Source organism: Bradyrhizobium sp. 1(2017), from assembly GCF_011602485.2.
GTDB lineage: Bacteria > Pseudomonadota > Alphaproteobacteria > Rhizobiales > Xanthobacteraceae > Bradyrhizobium.
In genome coordinates, this window is record NZ_CP050022.2 from 7,473,013 (window position 1) to 7,495,536 (window position 22,524).

At 66.1% G+C, this 22,524-nt stretch carries 24 protein-coding genes; 6 read left to right on the forward strand and 18 right to left on the reverse strand.

Annotated elements, in window-relative coordinates; genetic code table 11:
- Positions 1 to 9: 9 nt before the first annotated feature.
- On the reverse strand, positions 10 to 1,107 hold the full coding sequence (locus HAP40_RS35410; protein WP_166812565.1) for a quinone-dependent dihydroorotate dehydrogenase: 1,098 nt from the start codon (positions 1,105 to 1,107) through the stop codon (positions 10 to 12).
- Positions 1,104 to 1,448, reverse strand: coding sequence for a DUF952 domain-containing protein (locus HAP40_RS35415; RefSeq protein ID WP_166812563.1), 345 nt, complete (start codon positions 1,446 to 1,448; stop codon positions 1,104 to 1,106). Before HAP40_RS35415 ends, HAP40_RS35410 begins: the two co-directional genes overlap by 4 nt.
- Positions 1,449 to 1,663: 215 nt before the next feature.
- Between HAP40_RS35415 and HAP40_RS35420 the strand changes: the two genes are divergently transcribed.
- Positions 1,664 to 2,317 (forward strand): S24 family peptidase, encoded by a 654-nt coding sequence (locus HAP40_RS35420; protein WP_166812561.1) that lies wholly within the window; start codon positions 1,664 to 1,666, stop codon positions 2,315 to 2,317.
- 188 nt (positions 2,318 to 2,505) lie between these two features.
- On the opposite strand, the gene HAP40_RS35425 is transcribed toward HAP40_RS35420, so the two are convergent.
- The 5 genes from HAP40_RS35425 to HAP40_RS35445 form a co-directional block, all read right to left on the reverse strand.
- Positions 2,506 to 4,149 carry a lysine--tRNA ligase gene (locus HAP40_RS35425; protein ID WP_166812559.1) on the reverse strand — a complete coding sequence of 548 codons (1,644 nt, stop codon included), beginning with the start codon at positions 4,147 to 4,149 and terminating at the stop codon, positions 2,506 to 2,508.
- Positions 4,150 to 4,331: 182 nt separating this feature from the next.
- Positions 4,332 to 5,267 (reverse strand): transporter substrate-binding domain-containing protein, encoded by a 936-nt coding sequence (locus HAP40_RS35430; RefSeq protein ID WP_166812557.1) that lies wholly within the window; start codon positions 5,265 to 5,267, stop codon positions 4,332 to 4,334.
- A 260-nt stretch (positions 5,268 to 5,527) separates the two neighbouring features.
- Complete coding sequence (locus HAP40_RS35435) at positions 5,528 to 6,118, reverse strand: SCO family protein (RefSeq protein WP_166812555.1); 591 nt, start codon at positions 6,116 to 6,118, stop codon at positions 5,528 to 5,530.
- Between the two features lie 24 nt (positions 6,119 to 6,142).
- Entirely contained in the window at positions 6,143 to 6,334 is a 192-nt protein-coding gene (locus tag HAP40_RS35440) for a hypothetical protein (RefSeq protein ID WP_166812553.1), read from the reverse strand.
- A 102-nt stretch (positions 6,335 to 6,436) separates the two neighbouring features.
- Positions 6,437 to 6,958 (reverse strand): hypothetical protein, encoded by a 522-nt coding sequence (locus HAP40_RS35445; protein WP_166812550.1) that lies wholly within the window; start codon positions 6,956 to 6,958, stop codon positions 6,437 to 6,439.
- A gap of 266 nt (positions 6,959 to 7,224) precedes the next feature.
- Here HAP40_RS35445 and HAP40_RS35450 point away from each other — a divergent pair, with 266 nt between their 5' ends.
- From HAP40_RS35450 to HAP40_RS35465, 4 genes are all read left to right on the forward strand, one after another.
- Positions 7,225 to 8,883: an FAD-binding dehydrogenase gene (locus HAP40_RS35450; protein WP_166812548.1), complete on the forward strand. Its 1,659-nt coding sequence runs from the start codon at positions 7,225 to 7,227 to the stop codon at positions 8,881 to 8,883.
- 3 nt (positions 8,884 to 8,886) lie between these two features.
- Positions 8,887 to 9,804, forward strand: coding sequence for an alpha/beta hydrolase family esterase (locus HAP40_RS35455; protein WP_166812546.1), 918 nt, complete (start codon positions 8,887 to 8,889; stop codon positions 9,802 to 9,804).
- Positions 9,805 to 9,904: 100 nt separating this feature from the next.
- A complete protein-coding gene (locus HAP40_RS35460) occupies positions 9,905 to 10,255 on the forward strand; it encodes a RidA family protein (RefSeq protein ID WP_166812544.1) in 351 nt (116 codons plus the stop codon).
- 151 nt (positions 10,256 to 10,406) lie between these two features.
- A complete protein-coding gene (locus HAP40_RS35465; RefSeq protein ID WP_166812542.1) occupies positions 10,407 to 10,772 on the forward strand; it encodes a nuclear transport factor 2 family protein in 366 nt (121 codons plus the stop codon).
- A 180-nt stretch (positions 10,773 to 10,952) separates the two neighbouring features.
- Here the strand turns inward: HAP40_RS35465 and HAP40_RS35470 are convergent, their stop codons facing one another.
- The 11 genes from HAP40_RS35470 to HAP40_RS35520 all read right to left on the reverse strand — a co-directional run bounded on the left by HAP40_RS35470 (position 10,953) and on the right by HAP40_RS35520 (position 21,336).
- Positions 10,953 to 11,801, reverse strand: coding sequence for an amidohydrolase family protein (locus HAP40_RS35470; RefSeq protein ID WP_166812540.1), 849 nt, complete (start codon positions 11,799 to 11,801; stop codon positions 10,953 to 10,955).
- 3 nt (positions 11,802 to 11,804) lie between these two features.
- Positions 11,805 to 12,782: an aldo/keto reductase gene (locus tag HAP40_RS35475; protein ID WP_166812538.1), complete on the reverse strand. Its 978-nt coding sequence runs from the start codon at positions 12,780 to 12,782 to the stop codon at positions 11,805 to 11,807.
- Positions 12,783 to 12,889: 107 nt separating this feature from the next.
- Positions 12,890 to 13,822, reverse strand: coding sequence for a sugar-binding protein (locus HAP40_RS35480; protein WP_166812536.1), 933 nt, complete (start codon positions 13,820 to 13,822; stop codon positions 12,890 to 12,892).
- Positions 13,823 to 13,910: 88 nt separating this feature from the next.
- Complete coding sequence (locus HAP40_RS35485) at positions 13,911 to 14,993, reverse strand: ABC transporter permease (RefSeq protein WP_166812534.1); 1,083 nt, start codon at positions 14,991 to 14,993, stop codon at positions 13,911 to 13,913.
- Positions 14,993 to 15,751, reverse strand: coding sequence for an ATP-binding cassette domain-containing protein (locus HAP40_RS35490; RefSeq protein WP_166812532.1), 759 nt, complete (start codon positions 15,749 to 15,751; stop codon positions 14,993 to 14,995). Before HAP40_RS35490 ends, HAP40_RS35485 begins: the two co-directional genes overlap by 1 nt.
- Before the next feature lie 12 nt (positions 15,752 to 15,763).
- Positions 15,764 to 17,086: a xylose isomerase gene (gene xylA / locus HAP40_RS35495; RefSeq protein ID WP_166812530.1), complete on the reverse strand. Its 1,323-nt coding sequence runs from the start codon at positions 17,084 to 17,086 to the stop codon at positions 15,764 to 15,766.
- Positions 17,087 to 18,541, reverse strand: a complete 1,455-nt coding sequence (gene xylB / locus HAP40_RS35500) for a xylulokinase (protein WP_166812528.1) — start codon at positions 18,539 to 18,541, stop codon at positions 17,087 to 17,089.
- A gap of 85 nt (positions 18,542 to 18,626) precedes the next feature.
- The gene (locus HAP40_RS35505; RefSeq protein ID WP_166812526.1) at positions 18,627 to 19,685 is read right to left on the reverse strand and encodes a LacI family DNA-binding transcriptional regulator; all 1,059 of its coding nucleotides are present in this window, start codon (positions 19,683 to 19,685) and stop codon (positions 18,627 to 18,629) included.
- Positions 19,686 to 19,775: 90 nt separating this feature from the next.
- The gene (locus HAP40_RS35510) at positions 19,776 to 20,240 is read right to left on the reverse strand and encodes a GNAT family N-acetyltransferase (RefSeq protein WP_166819227.1); all 465 of its coding nucleotides are present in this window, start codon (positions 20,238 to 20,240) and stop codon (positions 19,776 to 19,778) included.
- Positions 20,241 to 20,242: 2 nt separating this feature from the next.
- Complete coding sequence (locus HAP40_RS35515; RefSeq protein WP_166812524.1) at positions 20,243 to 20,755, reverse strand: GNAT family N-acetyltransferase; 513 nt, start codon at positions 20,753 to 20,755, stop codon at positions 20,243 to 20,245.
- The gene (locus HAP40_RS35520; RefSeq protein WP_166812522.1) at positions 20,755 to 21,336 is read right to left on the reverse strand and encodes a helix-turn-helix domain-containing protein; all 582 of its coding nucleotides are present in this window, start codon (positions 21,334 to 21,336) and stop codon (positions 20,755 to 20,757) included. Before HAP40_RS35520 ends, HAP40_RS35515 begins: the two co-directional genes overlap by 1 nt.
- A 173-nt stretch (positions 21,337 to 21,509) precedes the next feature.
- On the opposite strand from HAP40_RS35520, the gene HAP40_RS35525 reads away from it, so the two are divergent.
- Positions 21,510 to 22,502, forward strand: a complete 993-nt coding sequence (locus HAP40_RS35525; RefSeq protein WP_166812520.1) for an alpha/beta fold hydrolase — start codon at positions 21,510 to 21,512, stop codon at positions 22,500 to 22,502.
- Positions 22,503 to 22,524 lie beyond the last annotated feature (22 nt).

Here is a 22,524-nt window from a genome sequence, read left to right on the forward strand (position 1 = left end):
GAAGCTACCTTACATCCCGGGCCAGTCTTCCGCCGTCAGCGTCGCCGCATCCGCACCGACGATCTCGGAGAGCGAATCCCGTCCCGTGCGCAGCAGCGTCGAGGCGAGGTCGCGCTTGATCTCGTCGACGAGGCCGAGGCCCTTGTAGACCAGCGACGAATAGAGCTGAATCAGGCTGGCACCGGCGCGGATCTTGGTCAGCGCGGCGCCGCCCGAATCGACGCCGCCGACGCCGATCAGCGGGAATGCGCCCTCGACGCGCACATAGGTCTCCGCGACCATGCGCGTCGACAGGCGGAACAGCGGCCGGCCGGACAGGCCGCCCTGCTCCTTGGCGCGCGTCTCCTCGCGCAGCGTGCTCGGCCGCGCGATGGTCGTGTTCGACACGATCATGCCGTCGACCCGGCGCGAGCGCGCGACCTGCACGACGTCGTCGAGCTGGGCGAGGCTGAGATCCGGCGCGATCTTGAGCAGCACCGGCGTATCGCCCGCCTTCTGCCTGACACGCTCGCGCGCGTCGATCACGCGGGCGAGGAGATCGTCGAGCAGCGCACCTTCCTGCAGATTGCGCAGGCCCGGCGTGTTCGGCGAGGAGACGTTGACGGTGAAATAGCTCGCGACCGGCGCGAAGGTCTCGATCAGCTTGACGTAATCGGCGACGCGATCGGGCGAATCCTTGTTGGCGCCGACATTGACGCCGACGATGCCGCCATGCTGCGCGCGCGCAGCGAGCCGCCGCAACGCCACCTCCGCGCCGTCATTGTTGAAGCCCATGCGGTTGATCACGGCCTCATCGCGCTCGAGCCGGAACAGCCGCGGCCGCGGATTGCCGCCTTGCGGCTTCGGCGTGACCGAGCCGATCTCGACGAAGCCGAAGCCGAGGCGCAGCAGCGCATCCGGCACCTCGGCGCTCTTGTCGAAACCCGCGGCCATGCCGATCGGATTGGAAAAGTTGAGACCGAAGGCGCGCACCGCGAGCTTGGGGTCGTCGGCGCGCGGCTTGACCGGCGGCAGGAAGCGCAGCCCCTGGATCGCGAGGCGATGCGCATCCTCGGGATCGAGCCAGCGCAGCACCGGCAGCGAAAAGGCGTCGAAAGCGCGGATCACGGGGCAAGCTCCGGAACGTCATGGCTGCCATCGGAGCGCATGTTGAGGTTCATCACCGCGAGCACGGCGCCGAGATCGAGCTCGCCATAGAGATGCGGAAACAGCTCGTCATTGCGCGAGCGCTCCCAGCGCAGTTCGCTGCCGAGCGCATCGGCGTCGACCTCGACCAGGAACAGCGCGCGCTGCCCGGAATAGTGCTTGCGCAAGGTCTCGGGAACCTGGGCGGCGGTCGAGAAATGAATGAAACCGTCGCGCGCATCGTCCGCGCTGCCGAGATAGACACCGTGCCGTTCCGCCTCGCGCCAGGCCGAGGCCGGACAGATTTTGTAGATCTTGACCACCGCTTCCGCAGCCCTGTTTGCTCTTTGAGTCTTTTGGGTTTTTTCGTCTCGTGCGGGTCCTCGAAACCCGGGCGCGACCGTAATGGCGGCCCCCTCCGAACTCAAGCCTAGAGCTTTTCCGTTCCGGTGAAATTGCCGCCCCTTGCGCGAAAAACGGAAAACCGGTTGATTTGAGGACAATTTTCCTGGGTTGCGACGGGCTGGACGGACCTTGCATGGTCAAACAGGCCAAAGCGCAGAGGATACTGACTCACGACCAGATCTGGGTCGCGCTGGATCGGCTGGCGGCGCGCGCCGGCCTGTCGCCGTCCGGCCTTGCCAAGCGCGCCGGGCTCGATCCCACCACTTTTAACCGGTCCAAGCGCGTCACCTCCGACGGCCGCGAGCGCTGGCCCTCGACCGAATCGATCGCGAAGGCGCTCGCGGCGGCCGGCGCCTCGATCGACGGCTTTGCGAGGCTGGTCGACGAGGACGCCGGCGACGGCCGCTCGGTACCCTTGCTCGGCTTCGCGCAGGCCGGCGCGAGCGGCGCCTTCGACGAATCCGGCCATCCATCCGGCAAGGGATGGAGCGAAATCGCGCTTCCCACCGCCGAGGACGGCCAGGCCTTTGCACTGGAGATTTCCGGCGATGCGCTGCTGCCTGCCTATCGCGACGGTGACATCATCCTGGTCTCGCCGGCTGCGCCGATCCGGAAGGGCGATCGCGTGGTGGTGAAGGCGAGGACGGACGAGGTGACGATCGCGACGCTGAAACGGCGCACGGCAAAGGCGTTGGACCTGCAGGCGCTCGATGCATCGCAGGCGGCCCGGACCGTCGCAGCGGCTGACGTTGCGTGGGTGGCGCGGATCGTGTGGGCGAGCCAGTGAGGCGCAAAGCTGAGGCTCCGCAACTAGTGTCGTCCCGGCGAAGGCGGGGACCCATAACTACAGGGAGAGGTTTGGCGACGGGTAGGAGTTAGGCCTCCTGCGGGACGAAGACCGCCATTCCTCGATAGATCACGCGGTATGGATCCCGGCCTTCGCCGGGACGACACCGGAGTGTTAAGCGAAGAACATCACGCACTCCGTGCCAGCGCGCCGTCGATCATGTTGACTGCGTTCTGGATGCCGTACACCGCGACGAAGGAGCCGAAACGCGGGCCCTTCTCCTGGCCGAGCAGCACCTGGTAGAGCATGTTGAACCAGTCGAGCGTGACACCCGGACGGCCGTCCTTGCCCTTCTTGACCTGGTCGAGGAACGGCTCGCGGCGTCCGATCTCGTACACGACGTTCTGGATGTCCTCGGCCGATGCCTCCGGGGCCAACTGCGACAGTGCATCGCGAAGGTCCTGCAGCGCGGCGCGCTCCGTGTCCGTGGGCACGCGGAACTGCTTCGTCGGCGCGACGAAATCGCGATAATAGTTGATGGCATAGCCGACCATCGCATCCAGCTTCGGATGCGTCTGCGGGCTGACGCCGGGGCGGTAGCGGCCGATGAAGCCCCATAGCGTCTCGGCATTCTCCGCGTTCGACGACGACACCAGCGTCAAGAGGAGCTGGAACGTGACGGGCATGTCGCCCTGCGGCGGATGGCCGTTGTGGATGTGCCAGACCGGATTGCCGAGCTGCTGCTTGCCGTCCTGCCTGGCAAAGCCGTCGATGAACTGCTGGTAGTCGTCGACGTTGCGCGGGATGACGTCGAAGTAGAGTCGCTTGGCCGCCTTCGGCTCGCGATACATGAACAGCGACAGCGATTCCGGCGAGGCGTAGCGCAGCCATTCGTCGATGGTCAGGCCGTTGCCCTTGGACTTCGAGATCTTCTGGCCCTGCTCGTCGAGGAAGAGCTCGTAGTTGAAACCTTCCGGCGGCGTGGCGCCGAGCGCCCGCGCGATCGCGCCGGACAGCTTCACGGAGTCGATGAGGTCCTTGCCGGCCATCTCGTAATCGACGCCGAGCGCGACCCAGCGCATGGCCCAGTCGGCCTTCCATTGGCACTTGACGTTGCCGCCGGTCACGGGCGTCTCGACCTCCTGGTTGGTATCGGGATCGAGATAGGTCACCGTGCCGGCCGCGACGTCGCGGCGGATCATCGGCACTTGAAGCACGACACCCGTGGTCTTGCTGATGGGGAGAAACGGCGAATAGGTCGCGCGGCGATCGGGGCCGAGCGTCGGCAGGATGATCGCCATGATCTTGTCGTAGGCGGCCAGCATCTTGAGCAGCGTCGCGTCGAAGCGGCCGGATGTGTAGTAGTCGGTCGAGCTCGCGAACTCGTAATCGAAGCCGAAATGATCGAGGAAGGCGCGCAACCGCGCGTTGTTGTGGTGCCCGAACGACGGATATTCGTTGGAGAACGGATCCGGCACCCGCGTCAGCGGCTTTCCGAGATGCGCCGCCAGCATCTCCTTGTTGGGGACGTTGTCGGGCACCTTGCGAAACCCGTCCATGTCGTCGGAGAACGCCAGCAGGCGCGTCTTGATCTTGTCCTCGGTCAGCACGCGGAAGGCGTGCCGCACCATCGAGGTGCGCGCGACCTCGCCGAACGTACCGATATGCGGCAGGCCGGAAGGACCGTAGCCCGTCTCGAACAGCACCTCGTCCTTCGGGCTTTTCTTCAGCCGCGCGACAATGGCCTTCGCCTGCTCGAACGGCCAGGCGTTGGATTGTTCGGCGAGCGCGCGCAGGTCGCTCGGGTTCGCGGCAAGATCGATAACGGACATCAGGGCCTCCGGGCCGCGGAAAATAGCGATTTCCGGGCAGAATGCAATTTTGTGAGGCGAAGCACGGCCCCCCCGTCGTCATTGCGAGCGAAGCGAAGCAATCCAGAATCTTTCCGCGGAAACAGTCTGGATTGCTTCGTCGCTACGCTCCTCGCAACGACGGCGGAGGGAGCAGCGCCCGGCTAAAACGGGCTCACCGAAAAATAGCGCAGCCACAGATCGGTATAGCGCCCCTTTTCCCAGACCCGGAACAGCGCCCAGTTCAGGGCCTGGCGCAGCACGTCGTTGCCCTTGCGCACGGCGATGCCGACGCCCTCGCCGAAGAAGCGGCTCTCGACGAAGGGGCCGCCGGAGAAGGCGCAGCAATCGCCGGAATCGGTGCCGTTGATCCAGAATGCGAGCGAGATGGCGTCGCCGAAGATGAAATCGACCTCGCCCTTGCGGAGCGCGGCGCGAAGCGCATCGTCATTGGGATAAGGGTGCAGCTCGGCGTCGGTGAACATCGCCTTGAGATACGCCTCATGCGCCGAGCCGGCGATGACGCCGACCTTCTTGCCCTCGAGATATTCGGGGCGGATCTCCGGCATCACGGCATCCTTGCGCGAGACGAAGCGCGCCGGCACACGGTAATAGGGATCGGTGAAATCGACGCGGGCGCGAAGCTGGGGGCTCACCGCCATCGAGGCGATGATGGCATCCCCACGGTTGGACGTCAGCGCGTCGACCAGCGTCTCGAAACGGCGCATCTGCACGGTGCAGCTGACCTTGATCTCGTCGCACAGGCTGCGTGCGAGATCGACGTTGAAGCCGGCCGGATTGCCGTCGGCGCCGGTGAAATTGAACGGCGGGTAGTCGGTCTCGGTCAGGAAACGGATCACGGTCAGGCGCGACAGGTCCGGCCGCTCAGGCCGGCGCCGTGGGTCCCAGAAGCCCGGCACGGCCTGCGGGGCGGCCTGGGGCGCGGCTTGCGGGGAGGCCTGCGGCGCCGCCGGAGGCTGCCTGGCCGGCGCCTGGGCGTTCGCGGCGCCGAGCCCTGCCAGCAGGCAAGCACCGACGGCCAGCCCGAGCAGCAAGCCACGGACAGATTTGGACGATTTCGCCTGTTGCGATGGAGCCATCGGCCGGAAATGAACGAATGTCGTTGGGATCGGAGGGCCTTATAGACCATCCCGCCGGGAACGCGAGCGCGGAATGTGGCCAGGCGACGGTGCGCTCCCTCCCCCGCTTGCGGGGAGGGCCGGGGAGCGGGCGCCTCCGCGGGCGAAAATCCCCAAGAGGCGAGGACCCTCACCCGGCGCGCGGACGCTGCTTCGCATCGCCCGGACGCGCCGACCTCTCCCGCAGGCAGGGGAGGTGCAGCGGAGTTCGCGGCTCCCTCTCAGAGATACTTCTTCAAATCAGCCGCCGCCTCTTCCGGCGTGCGCTTCAGGTTGAACGGCGAGACGAAGCGGCCGTCGCGGTCCATCAGATAGATCAGCGCGGTGTGGTCCATGGTGTAGTCGCCGTCCTTGGTCGGGACCTTCTTGGCGTAGACCCGGTAGGAGGTGATCACCTTGGCGGTCTCGGCGGGATCGCCGGACAGGCCCTGAAGATGCGGATCGAAGCTCGACAGATAGTCCTTCATCGCGGCCTGCGTGTCGCGTTCGGGATCGACAGAGATGAAGACGGCATTGACCTTGTCGGCATCCTTGCCCATCGCGCGCAGCACTTCCGAGATCTCGAACAGCGAGGTCGGGCAGACGTCGGGGCAATGGGTGTAGCCGAAGAAGATCAGGGTCGGCTTGCCCTTCAGGTTCTTGTCGGTGACGGCCTTGCCGTTCTGGTCGGTGAGCTGGAAGGGACCGCCGATCGCGGCCGGCTGCGCCACCTTGCTGACCCCGCCCATGGCCCAGAACATGATCAGGAGCCCGACGATGAGGCTTGCGGCGAAGGCAGTTGCGATCACCAGCGGACGGGCCATGGAGCTCATAGGCGAAACACTTCCTGTCGGGGATCAGAAGCAGGCAGCGAGGCCGGTCCTGATCATTTCGAAGAACAATTGGGTGCCATAATGGAACCAAAGCGCGAGGGCAGCGATCACGAGGAGCGCACCGAGACCTGCGCCCGTCCACAGCAGCACGGACGGCATCCGGCCGGCAGTGGGCGAATTGTCCTGTGGATGGGCGGGGTGCACTGGTTGAGCCATGGCAATGACCGGGGCGGAGGCCCCGGTTCCCTGCCTCTCAGATAAGCGTTGGCCCACCGGCGAGCAAGCGCCGGCGGGCCAACGTCAAATCGTGCCTATGGTTTAGCGAACTAACTGGCCTCGGGCGGACTCCAGCTGTTCCGGAGGCGGAAGAGCCCGGCGCAAGGGCCTGTTGGTCGAAGCCTGCGCATCCAGGTAGCACGGCTTGTACATTGCCTGGAGTTGCTTGCCCCTCAGGAAGAGCATGTGCGGGGTGAGGCCGCCGCGCTGCGCGATCCAGCGCCTCACCTGCGAGGGATACATCGAATAGAGCATCTGGGTGGCTTCGGGATTGGTGACGGCGCGGCCGTTGCTGCCGAAATCCCAGGCGGCGTGGAAGCCGAGCGTTGCGTGCGAGGTCACGCAGATGCGGTCACGCGGGATGGCGCCGAGGACAATGGTACAGGCGGAGGCGCACAGGCCGTCGATGATGACGGTATCACCCGATTGTCGCAGGTCCTGATATTTGTCGACGTAGGTCCCGATCCGACCGCCGCGGTCGTCCGCGATCCGGACCACTGCTTGAGAAGCCCCCGTGCAAGCGATTAGCAGAACCGTCGCAAGCAGCCCCGTCAGAAACCTCATTGTCCCCCCGCCCCAGTCGATTTCGAATCTGCGTGTCAGGTTCGTGATGCGCGGCTAGCGTCCGTCGTAACCGTGGTTTTGTCTAGGCGCGCCGGCTTGGTCAAAACAAATTCAAATCCAGTGTTGCGTCGGCGCTGCACCAGGTCCGCTTCGGTCCCAACCTGGAACAAGTTAAGGGACTCTTACGCGTCCTACCCTTGATCTCAGCTGCACCCGCTGGCTTCAATCCGGGTAACTACAGGGGGGAACCGTGGGAGGGGAATACAATGGCGGAAGAGACTGACGTCATCGTCGTCGGAGCGGGGCTATCGGGGTTGGTGGCCGCAACCGAGATCGCCGACGCCGGCAAGCGCGTGATCGTGGTCGACCAGGAGGGCGAGCAGTCGCTCGGCGGTCAGGCGTTCTGGTCGTTCGGCGGATTGTTCCTGGTCGATTCGCCGGAGCAGCGCCGGCTCGGCATCAGGGATTCCTACGCGCTCGCGCTCCAGGACTGGATCGGCACCGCCGGCTTCGACCGCGACGAGGATTTCTGGCCGCGGCAATGGGCCGAAGCCTATGTGGCGTTCGCGGCCGGCGAAAAGCGCGACTGGCTGCGCGCGATGGGGCATCGCATCTTTCCCGTGGTGGGCTGGGCCGAGCGCGGCGGCTATGACGCGATGGGCCATGGCAATTCGGTGCCGCGCTTCCACGTCACCTGGGGCACCGGGCCCGGCATCGTCGAGCCGTTCGAGCGCCGTGCCCGCGAAGCCGCCCAAAGCGGCCGGCTGACCTTCAAGTTCCGCCATCGCGTCGATGCGCTGTCCATCACCAACGGCACGGTGGATGGCGTCAGCGGCGCCGTCCTTGCGCCCGACAATGTCGAGCGGGGCAAGAGCTCGTCGCGCAACGTGGTCGGCGAGTTTGCGCTGAAGGCGCAGGCGGTGATCGTCGCCTCCGGCGGCATCGGCGGCAACCATGAGCTGGTGCGGCAGAACTGGCCGAAGCGGCTCGGCGAGCCGCCGAAATTCATGATCTCGGGCGTGCCGGAGCATGTCGACGGCCGCATGATCGGCATCACGGAGAAGGCCGGCGCCCGGCTGATCAATCGCGACCGTATGTGGCATTACGTCGAGGGTATCCAGAACTGGTCACCGATCTGGCCGCGCCACGGCATCCGTATCCTGCCCGGCCCCTCCTCGATGTGGTTCGACGCGACGGGCACGCGGCTGCCGGCGCCGCTGTTCCCCGGCTCCGACACGCTCGGCCAGCTCAAATACATCATGTCCACCGGCTATGATTATTCCTGGTTCATCCTGACCCAGAGCATCATCAAGAAGGAGTTTGCGCTGTCGGGCTCGGAGCAGAACCCCGATCTCACGGGCAAGAGCTGGCGCATGACCCTTCGCCGCGCCACCAACAAGGGGGCACCCGCGCCGGTCGAGGCGTTCAAAAGCCATGGTGTCGACTTCATCGTGCGCGACAAGCTCGATGAGCTCGTTGCGGCCATGAACAAGCTCGCCGGCAGCGACCTCTTGAAGCTCGAGCACATCAAGATGCAGATCGAGGCGCGAGACCGCGAGATCGCCAACCCTTACGTCAAGGACGCGCAGGTGATGAACATCCACAATGCGCGCCGCTATATCGGCGACAAGCTGATCCGCACCGCCTCCCCGCACAAGATCCTCGATCCCGCGCACGGACCGTTGATCGCGGTGAAGCTGAACATCCTCACCCGCAAGACGCTGGGCGGCTTCGAGACCGATCTCGACTCCCGCGTGTTCGGCGAGCAAGGCAGCGTCATCCCCGGTCTCTATGCAGTTGGCGAGGCCGCCGGATTCGGCGGCGGCGGCGTGCACGGCTACCGCTCGCTGGAGGGCACGTTCCTCGGCGGCTGCCTGTTCTCGGGCCGCAATGCCGGCCGCGCCGCGGCAAAGGCCGTGGGCTAGACCATGCGAAGGTGGCTGCAGATCGCGACGTTCGTTGCGGCATTGGCCGCCGGCTCCGCTGCATCCGCTGACACGATCGATATCAACGGCGTGAAGCGCTCCTACACCGCGCAGCTGCCGGCCAGGAAGCCGGCACCGCTGGTGATCGTGCTGCATGGCAAGACCCAGCGCGGGGCCGACATGATCACGCGCACGGCATGGCCGCAGATTGCCAAGCGCGAGGGTCTTGCCGTCGTGTTTCCCGACGGGCTCAACAATGCCTGGGCGGACGCGCGGACGAAGGCGGGGCCGGCCCTGCGCGGACCACCGGCCGGCACCGACGACGTCGCGTTCATCGCAAAGCTCGTCGAGAAGCTGGTGGCCGACGGCACCGCCGATGCAAAACGAGTCTACGTCACCGGCGTCTCCAACGGCGGTGCCATGGCGATGACGCTGGTCTGCGCCCGCGCCGATCTGTTTGCAGCGGGCGCGAGCGTGATCATGAATCTCACTGACGAGGCCGCCGTCACGTGCCATCCGTCGCGGCCGTTGCCGATGCTGCTCATGAACGGTACGGCCGACCCGCTGGTGCCCTATGAGGGCGGGCGGGGATCGAGCTATTATGCCGCAGATGGGTTCTGGTCGACGGACGAGACGCTGGCGTTCTGGCGCAGGCTCAATGGCTGCGACGCGGACGAGGCGACCGAGACTAACCTGCCTGCCAGGAATGCCGCAGACCAATCCACCGTGACGCGGATTTCCTCACGCTGTCCGACCGGACACGACGTCGTGCTTTACCGCATCAACGGGGGCGGTCATCGCATGCCCGGATTCGCACCGGACGCGCGTTTCCCGAGAGTCGCGACCAAACTGCTCGGCCCGCAGAACGGCGCCATCGACGGCGCCGAGACGATCTGGTCGTTCTTCAGCCAGTCTCGCTAAGCGGGCAACACATGCGTGCCTGGCAACGCATGCGTGCCTGGGGTGGCAGAGCGCGGGACGCTGGGCTAGACAGGGCCGCCATTCCACCAGGAGATCCCCAATGAGCATTCAGCGTTTTGAAACCGGCCCGCGTATGAGCCAGGTCGTCGTGCACGGCAACACCGTCTATCTCGCCGGCGTCGTCGCCAACAAGGCTGCCGGCGAAAGCGTGACGAAGCAGACCCAGGACATCCTGGCCACCATCGACGGCCACCTCGCCAAGGCGGGCACCGACAAGTCGAAGCTGCTCTCGGCCACGATCTACATCGCCGACATGAAGACCTTCGGCGAGATGAACGCAGTGTGGGACGCCTGGGTCTCGCCCGGCAACACCCCGGCCCGCGCCACCGTCGAAGCCAAGCTGGCGGCGCCGCAATACACCGTCGAGATCATGGTGACCGCGGCGAAGTGATTTTCGCAGACAAATGCGAATGAAGCGCGATGAGGCCATCATCGCGCTTTTTTTTTTGCGCCCATCGATGACCTCCGAGGTAATCGATCCGAGCGAGCAAACCTTCGATAGTGACGGTCAGCCACACACGGCTTCATCGAAGGAGAGCAACATGACCGACCATAGCGCGATCGCCCACTGCTATATCGATCTCTGGAACGAGCGCACGACGAGCCGCCGGCGCGAGCTGCTGAGCGTGACCTGGACCGCAGACGCAAGCTATGTCGATCCGCTGATGAAGGGCGACGGCCGGGACGGCATCGACGCGCTGATATCGGGCGTTCAGCAGCGCTTTCCCGATTTCAAATTCAAGCTGATCGGCGAGCCCAACGGCTTCGGCGACCATGTGCGCTTCAGCTGGGGCCTAGGTCCCGACGGCGTCGACAGCCCGATCAAGGGCACGGATTTTGCCGTGCTCAAGGATGGGCGCATCAAGAGCGTGACGGGATTTCTGGATCAGGTGCCCACGGAGGCGTGAGGTCTCGAGCGCTCCCTCAAACTCCGTCGTCGTCTCGGCGAAAGCCGGGACCCATAACCACCGGAGTAGTTTGGCGAAGATTCGTCGTTGGGTACTGCTGCCTTGGGCAACCCGAGAGATCACGCGGTATGGGTCCCGGCGTTCGCCGGGACGACACCTGTGGTTGGGCGCGGGCTTCACTCACGTCATCGCCAACCGATACGCAGCCTTGGCATTCACTCCAAACGCCTTCTCCCGCACACCGGGCCCAAGTCTTGCCAGACACGCCTCCAGCGCGCCCTTGATCTCGCCGTAGCTGCCCGCAAGCAGGCACACCGGCCAGTCCGAGCCGAAGATCAGGCGATCCTCGCCAAAGCAATTCGCGGCATGCGCGACGAAGGGGAACAGCCGCGCCGCATCCCAATCGTTCCAGACCGCTTCCGTCGCCAGGCCCGATATCTTGCACCAGACGTTGCTGCAGGCGGCGAGCGCTGCGATGCGATCGCTCCATTCGTCGCTGCCGCCATCGGCAATCGGCGGTTTGGCAGCGTGATCGAGCACGAAACGCGCTTGCGGGAAGGCCTGCGCGGTTGCGACGGCCGAGGGAAGCTCGCGGGTGCGGACCAAGAAGTCATAGCTGAGATCGCGGGCGAACACGGCGGCAAGGCCGCGCTGAACGTCTTCGCGCAGCAACCATTCGGGATCGGCCTCGTCGTGAACCTGATGGCGGATGCCGACCAGCCTGTCGCCGCCGGGCGAAGCCCGCAGGCGGTCGAGGGTTTCGTCAAGCGCAGCGTCGGTCAGATCGGCCCAACCGACGACGCCGATCACAGACGGCGTCGCATGCGCGATGCGCAAGAATTGCTCGGTCTCCTCCAGCGCGGAGCGGCATTGCACCAAGATGCTGGCGTCGATGCCGTTTGCTGTCAGGAGCGGCGCGAGATCAGCGGGACCGAAGGCGCGTCGGATCGGTGACAGCTCGGGCGCCTCCATCCAGGGATAGTCGGCGCGCGCCGGATCCCAGAAATGTTGATGGCCGTCGATGATCATGGCTTACGCCCCGCCCGGCAGCGGCGCGCGGGGGTCGACGAGATTGCGCGCGCGCAGCTCCTGCCAGAATGCCGGCGGCACCGCGCGCGTCGACATCGCCATGTTGTCGGACACTTCCGCTTCGTTGCGCGCGCCCATCACGGCGACCGTCACCGCCGGATGCGCCATGCAGAACTGGAACGAAGCGGCCTTCAGCTCCGTGCCGTGCTTGCGGCAGAACGCGTCGAGCTCGCGCGCACGCGCGATAAGTGCCGGATCGGCGTCCTGATAGTTGAACTTCGCGCTCGTATTGGGATTGGCCAGGATGCCGCTGTTGTAGATGCCGCCGAGCAGGATGCCGATGCCCTTTGCCTGGCAGACCGGAAACAGCGCATCCAGCGCCCCCTGGTCCAGCAGCGTGTAGCGGCCGGCGAGCAGGAAGCAGTCGACCGGCACCGCCTCTGCGAAACGAACCAGCATCTCCGATTGGTTCATGCCGGCGCCGATTGCCTTGACCGTGCCCTCGCTGCGCAGCCGCTGCAGCGCGCGGAAGGCGCCCGTGACGGCATCGTCATGATGGTCGTCGGGATCATGCACGAGCAGGACGTCGACGCGATCGAGCCCGAGCCTGGCGAGGCTTTCCTCGACCGAGCGCATTACGCCGTCATGGCTGAAATCGAACACCGGCCGCTCGCGCGGCGTGCCCTTGTAGTGCTCGTCCTCGGCAGCAGCGCCATCGGGCGTGCGCAAGAGGCGTCCGACCTTGGTCGAGATGACGTAGGAGTCGCGCGGCTGTTGCCGCAGGAAGGCGCCCAGCCGCCGCTCGGCGAGGCCAAAGCCGTAAAGCGGCGCGGTGTCGAAGAAGCGGATTCCGGCCGACCAGGCGCGTTCCATCGTGCCTTGCGCATCGGCATCGCTGACGGGGGTGAACAATCCGCCGAGCGGAGCGGAACCGAGGCCGATTGAGGTGACGTCGAGAGAGCCGAGCCGCGACCGTTTCATTCCCATTGCCTTCCAGGAGTGTTCTTTCCGACAGTCCAAATCATCTCCCCCGCTCGCGGAAATCGCAAGCGGGGGAGGCATGCAGGAGCGCGGGGCTGGCGGCGCTCCTACTTCAACATCTGTGCGACGTTGTCCTTGGTCACCAGATCGAGGCCGGTGTAGACGATCTCCGGCACCTTCTCGCCCTTCTTGATGGCGAGCAGCGTGTCCATCGCCTTCTCGCCCATCTCGAACGGACGCTGGCCGACCAGCGCATTGGCATAGCCGTCGCGCAGCAACTCGAGCTGCATCTTCAGCGTATCGGCAACGACCAGCGTGAACTTACCGGAATCGATGTCCTTCTTGTTCCTGGAGGCGAACGCCTTGAAGCCTTCCGGGGCGAACATCGGCCAGCCGCCGACCGGAACGATGGCGGCGAGATCCGGCGTTGCGGTGCGCATGTCCGTCATCTGCTGCACCGCCAGCGCGGGGTCGTCGTTGCAGAAGGTCGGCGAGCCCGCGACCTCGGTCCATTTCGAGCCCTTCAGCGCCTCGCGCACGCCATCCACGCGTTCGGCGAGGTTCTTGGCGCCGGGACCGCCCGAGACCATGGCGTATTTGCCGCCGTCGGGCCGCATCTTCAGAAGCTGCTTGCCGAGGGCTGTGCCGAACTCCTTGTTGTTCGTGCCGATATAGGCGATGCGCTTGGAGCCCGGCGCATCGGCATCGAAGGTGATGACGGGGATGCCGGCGGCGGTCGCCGCCTCAATCGACTTGGTCATGGCGGCGACGTCGGCGACCGAGATGGCGAGACCGTCGACCTTCTGGGTGACGAAGTCCTGGATGATCTGCGCCTGCGTCGCCGGCTCGTGCTCGACCGGCCCCTTGTAGATGCACTCGATATTGCCGAGCTCCTTGGCGCGCTTCAGGCAGCCGTCGCGCGCGAAGTCGAAGAACGGGTTGTTCATCGCCTTGGGCACGATGACGAAGCGGTAGTTCGCGGCGAACGCCGGCGTTGCCATCATCGCAAGCGCGATGCCGGCAAGAAGAAGTTTCCTCATTGTCTCCTCCACCCTTGTCTGGCGCCCATCCTGTTGGGAGCGTCCGGGAAGCGGACAGGCGGCGTTTCGTTGCCTTCCCGGAACGACGTCACGTCATCCGCGAGCGGATGCGATCGACCAGCACGGCTAAAATGATGATCACGCCCACCAGCGTCTGCTGCCAATAGGAGGAGACCTGCGCCAGCACGAGACCGTTGCGGATCACCTCCAGCAGCACGCAGCCGACGATGGCCCCGAGCGGGCCGCCGATGCCGCCGGCGAGGTTGGCGCCGCCGATCACCGCCGCCGCGATCACATTGAGCTCGTAGGACGTCGCCATGTTGGCGGGCGCCGATCCGAGCCAGCCGGAGATGATGATGCCCTGCAGGCCTGCGGCGAGCGCACAGATCACGTAGACCTCGATCTTCACCCGCACCACCGGAATGCCGGTGAGCTCGGCCGCCTTCTCGTTGCCGCCGAGTGCGAAGACGTGGCGACCGAACGAGGTATGGTGCAGCACCACGGCCATCGCGAGCGCAAGGATCACGAGATAGATGAAGGGCACGGGCACGCCGAGCACGTCGCCCGAGGTTACCGCGTAGAAGTAATCGGCGTCGGGCCCGCCCGGAAAGCTGCCGCGGCCGTTGGAGACGACATAGCCGAGCCCACGCACGATCGAGAGCATGCCGAGCGTGGTGACGAAGGGCGACAGGCCGAGCACGGCGATGCAGAAACCGTTGACGAGCCCGGCGAGAAGCGCGACGCCGAGGCCGGCGAGAACGGAGACCAGCAGGATCAGCCCCGGCACGTTGGCAACGACGGTCTTGCCGTCAGCCGCCACGTGCACGAACAGCGATCCCACGGGCGAGCCTGGCGCCGACAGCTCGGTCATCACCATCGAAGTGATCATGGCGGAGAAGCACATCATCGAGCCGACCGAGAGATCGATGCCGCCGGTGATGATCACGAAGGTGACGCCGAGGGTGGCGATGGCGATGAAGGAAAAATTCTTCGCCACGTTCTGCATGTTGCCTTCGGTGAAGAAGTACGGGCTGGCGAAATGCATGATCACCAGCAGCATGGCCAGCGCGAGCAGGACATAGCCGGTCTGGGAGGCGAAGATGCCGCGCTGCCACCATTTGATCCGGCCGACATTGGTGAAGCTGATCGGGGATTCCATGGGCATGGCCATCACGCCGCCTCCTTCGCGCCGGTGATGAGGGCGGTGATCTCCTCCGGGGAGGTCTGGTGGATCGGCTTGTCCGCGCGCTTCTCGCCGCGGCGCATGACGACCACGCGGTCGCACACGGCGAACACGTCGGGCATGCGGTGCGAGATCAGCATCACCGCGACGCCCTGCTCCTTCAGCCGGTGAATCAGGCCGAGCACCTGCTCGACCTGGCGCACCGAGATCGCGGCGGTCGGCTCGTCCATCATCACCAGCCGCGCATTGGAGAGCCGCGTCCGCGCGATCGCGACCGCCTGGCGCTGGCCGCCCGACATCTGCTTGACGAGGTCGTCGGGGCGCGTCTCGGAGCGCAGCTCGCCGAACAGCTCCAGCGCACGCGCCGCCATCGCCTTGTGGTCGAGCAGGGCGACGGGTCCGAACTTGCGCTTCAGCTCGCGGCCGAGGAAGACATTGGCCGCGGCCGTCAGATTGTCCGCGAGCGCAAGGTCCTGGTAGACGACCTCGATGCCGACGGCACGGGCATCGACCGGGCGGTTGAAATGGACCGCATTGCCGGCAAAACGCATCTCGCCATGGCTGGGGCGGAAATTGCCGGCAATGATCTTGACCAGCGTCGACTTGCCGGCGCCGTTGTCGCCCATCAGGCCGACGACCTCGCCCGGGAAAACCTGCATGTCGACGTCGTGCAGCGCGCGGATCGCGCCGAACTCCTTGCCGATGCCGGTCAGCTCGAGGACCGGGCTCGCGTCAGCATTTGCCATCAGCGGACTTCCTCAGACATGGCGGTTGACCAGGGATTCCAGATATTCCTGCCGGCCCGAACGCGGCTGCGGATCGAAACCGGGCGCAAGCGCGCGGTCGGCAAGATCGGCGAGCGAACGCTGGCCGCCGAGAATGGCGCGGCCCTCAGGGCCAGCCCATCCCTCGTAGCGTTTGGCGAGCGGCGTGGTGAGCGCGCCGGCATCGAGCATGTCGGCCGCGGCCAGGAAGGCGCGCGCGCAGGCATCCATCGAGCCGACATGGGCATGGATCAGGTCGTCGGGGTCGATCGACTGGCGGCGGATCTTGGCGTCGAAATTCAGGCCGCCCGAGGTGAAGCCGCCGCGGTTCAGGATCTCGTGAAACACCAGCGCCAGCTCCGGCACGTTCATCGCGAACTGGTCGGTGTCCCAGCCGAGCAGATCGTCGCCGCGGTTGATGTCGAGCGAGCCGAACACGCCGAGCGCCTCCGCCAGCGCGACCTCATGATGGAAGGAATGACCGGCGAGGATGGCGTGATTCTGCTCGATGTTGAGCTTGACGTCCTTGAGGAGATCGTAGCGTTCGAGGAAGCCGTAGCAGGTGGCGACGTCGAAATCATATTGATGCTTGGTCGGCTCCTTGGGCTTCGGCTCGATCAGGACCGGGCCCTTGAAGCCTATCTTGTGCTTGTGCTCGACGACCAGCGAGACGAAGCGGCCGAGCTGGTCGAGCTCGCGCTTGAGATCGGTGTTGAGCAGCGTCTCGTAGCCCTCGCGTCCACCCCACAGCACATAGTTCTGGCCGCCAAGCCGGTGCGTCACCTCCAGCGCGGCGCGGACCTGGCCGGCGGCATAGGTGAAGATCTCGGGGTCGGGATTGGTTGCCGCGCCCGCCATGTAGCGGCGATGCGTGAACAGATTGGCGGTGCCCCAAAGCAGGCGCACCTTGCTCGTGGCCATCTTCTGCTCGAACAGATCGGCGATCGCGTTAAGATTGGCAACGGACTCGCGGAGCGAGGCGCCTTCCGGCGCCGCGTCGACGTCGTGGAAGGTGAAGAAGGGCACGTCGAGCAGACGGAACAGCTCGAAGGCGACATCGGCCTTGGCGCGCGCCTGCGCCATCGCATCATTGCCGTGATGCCAGGGCCGCAAGAATGTTTCGCCGCCAAAGGGATCGCCGCCGGGCCAGCACAGGGAATGCCAATAGCAGACTGCAAAACGCAAATGGTCTTCCAGCCGGCGGCCATGCACGAGGCGGTCCTTGTCGTACCAGCGGAAGCCGGGCGCGTTGTCCGCATCCTGGCCGGCAAAGGCGACGGCTGCACTGGCCTCGAAGAATTTGGCTGACGCGTTCACTTAGGACGACTCCTTCAATGCGGGATAGAGCGCGCGCCAGCGACGATAGGCCTCGCCATAGGCCGCAGTGACGGACGTGCGCGGCGTGAAGCTCGCGAGCCGTCTTGGACGGGTGCAGACCTCCGCCGGATCTTCGCCTGTTACGGCGAGCCGGCCGAGCCGCGCGGCGCCGAGCGCGGCTCCGACTTCGCCTTCCTCGACGCGATGGACGGGAATACCGAGCACGTCGGCGCAGATCTGCGCCCACAGCGGCGAGCGCGAGCCGCCGCCGACGAGATCGAGTTCAGTGATCGACCCGCCTGCCGCGCTCAGCGCCGCCAGATTGTCGCGCGCGGCAAAGGCGACGCCTTCGAGCACGGCCTGGACGATCTGGCTGCGCCCGGTCGCGCCGCGCAGGCCGACGAAGGCACCGCTGGCGGCGGCATCGTTGTGCGGCGTGCGCTCGCCGTCGAGATAGGGCAGGAACTTGACGGGGCTCGGCCCGTCGACGCACTCACCAAGCGGCGCCAGCAGCCCTGCCGCCGGCGTCTCCATCACGCCCGACAGCCAGGCCAGCGAGGCCGCCGCCGAGAGCATCACGCCCATCTGGTGCCAAAGGCCGGGCAGCGCGTGGCAGAACGCATGCACGGCCGAGGCCGGCGCCGGCGCGAACCGGTCGGTGACGCGGAACACCACGCCTGATGTGCCCAGCGACAGGAAGGCATCGCCGGGCGCGATCGCGCCAAGCCCGATCGCGCTCGCTGCATTGTCGCCGGCGCCGCCGGCAACCACGACATTCCCCGCCATGCCCCATCGCTGCGCGTAGACCGGCGCCAGCATCGCGCTCGCCGCACTGCCCTCGACGAGGCGCGGCATGTGATGCAGATCGAGCCCGGCGGCATGCAGCAGCAGGGCCGACCAGCGGCGCAGACCGACGTCGAGCCACAGCGTGCCGGCCGCGTCCGACATATCCTCGACCATCTCGCCGGTGAGGCGATAGCGCACATAGGCTTTGGGCAGCAGCACCTTTGCGACGCGGTCGAAGATCTTTGGCTCGTGCCGCGCTACCCAGAGCAGCTTTGGCGCGGTGAAGCCGGGCATCGCCAGATTGCCGGCAATCGCGTGCAGCGATGGACAGCGCCGCTCCAGCGCAACGCATTCGGCCTGCGAGCGGCCGTCGTTCCAGAGAATGGCCGGGCGCAGCGGCCGTCCATCCTCGCCAAGCAGCGTCGCGCCATGCATCTGGCCCGACAGCCCGATGCCGCGGACCTGCGCGACATCGCGCGGATGACGGCTGGCGAGATCGTCGACCGCGCCGATCGCCGCATCGACCCAGGAATCGGGGTCCTGCTCGGACCACAGCGGCGCCGGATGCGACAGCGCAAGCTCGCGCGCGGCGGTCGCGACAATCGCGCCGGCTTCGCTCACGAGCACCGCCTTCACACCGGAGGTGCCGATGTCCAGTCCGAGATACACGCCATCCTCCCTTTCGCCCTGTTCGCAGTGCGCGATCTTGAAGAAGTCGCGTTCACCAGCGGGGCCCTTTCGAAATCCACCTGCGCTAGGGCAGATTGTCCCGCATCACTATATCGATCCTGATCTTCTCCTGTTCGCGCAAGATCGGCTCGCCACGGGCGAGCGCGAGCAGCACGCGCACGGCGGCACGCGCCTCATGTCCCGGATTTTGCGAGATCGCCGCATCCATCACGCCCTGCAACAGCAGCCGCCGTGTCAGCGCGGTGACGTCGTGTCCAACGAACACCACCTGCCTGTCGCGGCCCGCAGCGCTCGATGCCCTGTCGCCCAACGCCTTGGCCACGCCCTGCGTGCCGGCGCCGACGTTATAAAGGCCGACAATGTCAGCATGCCTGCCGAACAGCCGCGTCAGCAGCTGCTCCGAACGGCCGTCCTCGTCGCGCCCTTCCAGCACCGGCAGCACGCTGAGACCGGGGAATTCCGCGGCCATCACCTGGTTGAAGCCGAAGATGCGCTCGGCATGGTCGCGCAGGCCCTGCGAACCCGCAACGATCGCTACCTTGCCCAACCGCTGGCCGACCAGCCGTCCCACCAGCGCGCCGGCGGTGCGGCCCGCAGCGATGTTGTCGATGCCGACGTAATGGTGGCGGCGCGAGGACGGCACGTCCGAGACCAGCGTCACCACCTTGCTTCCGGCATCGACGAGATCGTTGATGGCGGCGCGGACACTCGGATGGTCCAGCGCCACCACGGCAACGCCGTCGTAATCGCCCGACAGCGCCTCCAGCGACGATGCGAGCGCGGAGGGATCGAACACGTCGGTTGCGACCGTCTCGACCCCGAGGCGGCGGGCCGACAGCCAGGACGCCATTTCGCCGAGATAGGCTTCGATCTGCTGCATGAACGGGTTCGGCCCCGACGGCATCACGAAGGCGAAGCGGCGGGCGCGGCTGCGCGCGAGCTCGGCGGCGGCCACATGCGGCTGGAACGCATTGCGCTCAATCGCGTCCTTGACGCGCCGCACCGTGTCCGGCCGGACACCCGGGCGATTGTGCAGGACACGGTCGACCGTCGCGAGACTGACGCCGGCCTCGCGGGCGATGTCCTTCAATGTCAGCGCAGTCGGAGTGAACGTCTCGGCCATGTCTGAAGGCTAGCAGAGGTATTTTGAGGTACGCAACTCATTTTGAGGAAAGAAGCCGCGTTTTCGAGCCGGCGCTGCGCCCCGCCGGCCTCAGCGTCCGATCAGGTCGAGCGTCAGGAACAGGCTGTTGGGATCCTCGACATAGCCCTCGAACGGACCGCAGGGGACGAAGCCGTGGGCCTGATAGAGCGCGTGCGCCGGCTTGAAATAATCCCACGAGCCGGTCTCGAGGCTGACGCGCCCCATGCCGCGGGCGCGCGCTTCCGTGATGATATGGCGAAGCATCTGGCCGCCGAAGCCGCGCCGGCGCGTGGTCTGGAGCGTGTGCATCGACTTCACCTCGCCGTGGCCGGCCGCGAGTGTTTTCAGCGCGCCGGTGGCGACCAGCGTCTCGCCGTCCCAGCCGGTCCAGAACGCGATATCGGGCGCGCGAAGCCCGGCGAGATCCAGCGCATGGGCGCTGCCCGGCGCGGTCTGCGCCCGCGCCGCCGTGACGTGATGATCGAGCAGCGCGATCACGCGGGGATCATAGGTGTCGCCGGTGCGGATCTGCATCGTCACGGCCGGACCTCGCTCGCCAGTCGCTTCTGCATGAAGACGAGATCGAGCCAGCGGCCGAACTTGCAGCCGACCTCCGGCATGCGCGCAACCTCGACGAAACCCAGCGAGCCGTGAAGGCCGATCGAGCCGGCGTTGGCCGCGTCGATGCCCGCAATCATCGCATGCTTGTTCATCGCATTGGCGCGATCGATCAGTGCGGCCAGCAGGCCGCGGCCGATGCCGAGCCGATGATGCCGCTCGTCGACATAGACCGAATTCTCCACGGTGTGGCGGTAGCCTGGAAAGGGACGGAAATCGCCGAAGGATGCGAAGCCGACGACGTCCCTGCCCTTCGTTGCGACCAGCACGGGGTAGCCGGCCTCCTGCCGTGCGCGAATCCACGCGCGCCGCGAGTCGAGGTCGGCCGGGCCGTCGGTCCATACCGCCGTGGTGTTGATCGCAGCGTAGTTATAGATGGCCAGGATTTCCTCGGCGTCTTCCAGCGTTGCATCCCGCACGATCAGCGACATCACATTTTCCCGTATGAGGATCCGCGCCGCGTGATGATGACGTAGCGCGCCTCCTGCTTGGTTTCGTTCTCGAAGGTCACCGCCCGCATCACGTCGAAATCGAGACAGTCGCCATCACGCAGGCGCACCGTCTTGGCGTCGATATGCACGCAGACCGCGCCTTCCAGCATCAGGAGCTGCTGGGTGAAGGCGTTGCGGCCCCAGGGGCTGTAGGAGACGCGGGCACCGGCCGGCAGATCGACGACGATGATCTCGATCCCGCTCGCCGCATCCGGCGGCGAGGCGTGACGCCGCCGATAGCCGCTGTCGGGATCACGCCAGTGCGGCTGGTCGGCAAGCCGCATCAGCCGCTCCGGCGGCTTCTCCGCGAGCGCGACGACGTCGCTGAGGGTGACGTCGAGCGCCGCGCAGAGCTTGTTGAGCAGCGCCGCCGTGGCGCTGCTCTGCGCCCGCTCCACCCGCCCGATCATGGCCCGGCTGACACCGGAGCGCGCTGCGAGCTCGTTCAACGTCATGCCGGCCTGCGTCCTCAGGGTCTTCAAGCGGCGACCGATCGCACGGTCGAGTTTCTGCTGGTCCATTGCCTCTATCCAAACATTGCCCGGCACCTGGACCGCATCCGCCGGGCGAGAGGAGCTTAGGTCGGGGAAGCGATGCGTGCCGGGAGCGAGGAGCTAATATATTGGAATCTTTGCGTGCCAGGCGGCAACGTCTAGGATGCGCCAAAACGACAATGCAGCGGGGAGTCGATGACATGAGCGGGCCGACGCAGCGGACGATCAAGGCCAACGGCATCAGCCTCAACGTCGCGGAGCAAGGCAAGGGGCCGATGGTGCTGCTCTGCCACGGCTTTCCGGAAGGCTGGTACTCATGGCGCCACCAGCTCGAGGCGCTGGCGGCGGCCGGCTTCCATGCGGTTGCGCCCGACATGCGCGGCTACGGCAAGAGCGACCGGCCCGAGGCGGTCGACCAGTACACGGTCTTCCACATGGTCGGCGACCTCGTCGGCACACTCGACGCCTTCTCGGTGAGCGAGGCCGTCATCGTCGGCCATGACTGGGGCGCGGCCATCGCCTGGCACGCCGCGCGCCTGCGTCCCGATCGCTTCCGCGCCGCCTCCATCCTCAGCGTTCCCTATCGCCCGCGCGGTCCGGTGGCGCCGACCAGCGTCATGCCACACACGGTCGATGCGCAGTTCTACCAGTTGTACTTCCAGGAGCCGGGCGTTGCCGAGGCCGAGTTCGAACGGGATCCGCGAGCCACATTGGCCGCGATGCTCTACGGCGGTTCAGGCGACGGAGTGATGGCGATCCGCGCCAATGCCGAACGTCAGGGGCGGACCGTCGGCGTCGGCATGGTCCCGCGCAAGGACGGCATGTTGCCGAAGATGCAGGTGCCGCTGCCGTCATGGCTGAGCGCCGCCGATCTCGACGTTTACGCCGCCGAGTTTGCCCGCAGCGGTTTCCGTGGCCCGCTGAACTATTACCGCAACGTCGATCGCAATTGGGAATTGATGGCCGCATTCGAGGGCGTGAAGGTGAACGTGCCCACGCTGTTCATCGCCGGCGACCACGACATGGTCCTCGCCTTCCCCGGTGCCGCCGAGCACCTCGCCAATATGAAGCAGTTTGTGCCGCAACTGCGCGAGATCAAGATGCTGCCCGGCTGCGGACACTGGACGCAGCAGGAACGACCGCAGGAGGTGAACGCCGCGATCATCGAGTTCTTGCGGAGCCTGCCGAACTAGCTCGGCGAGCAGCCGGCACGTG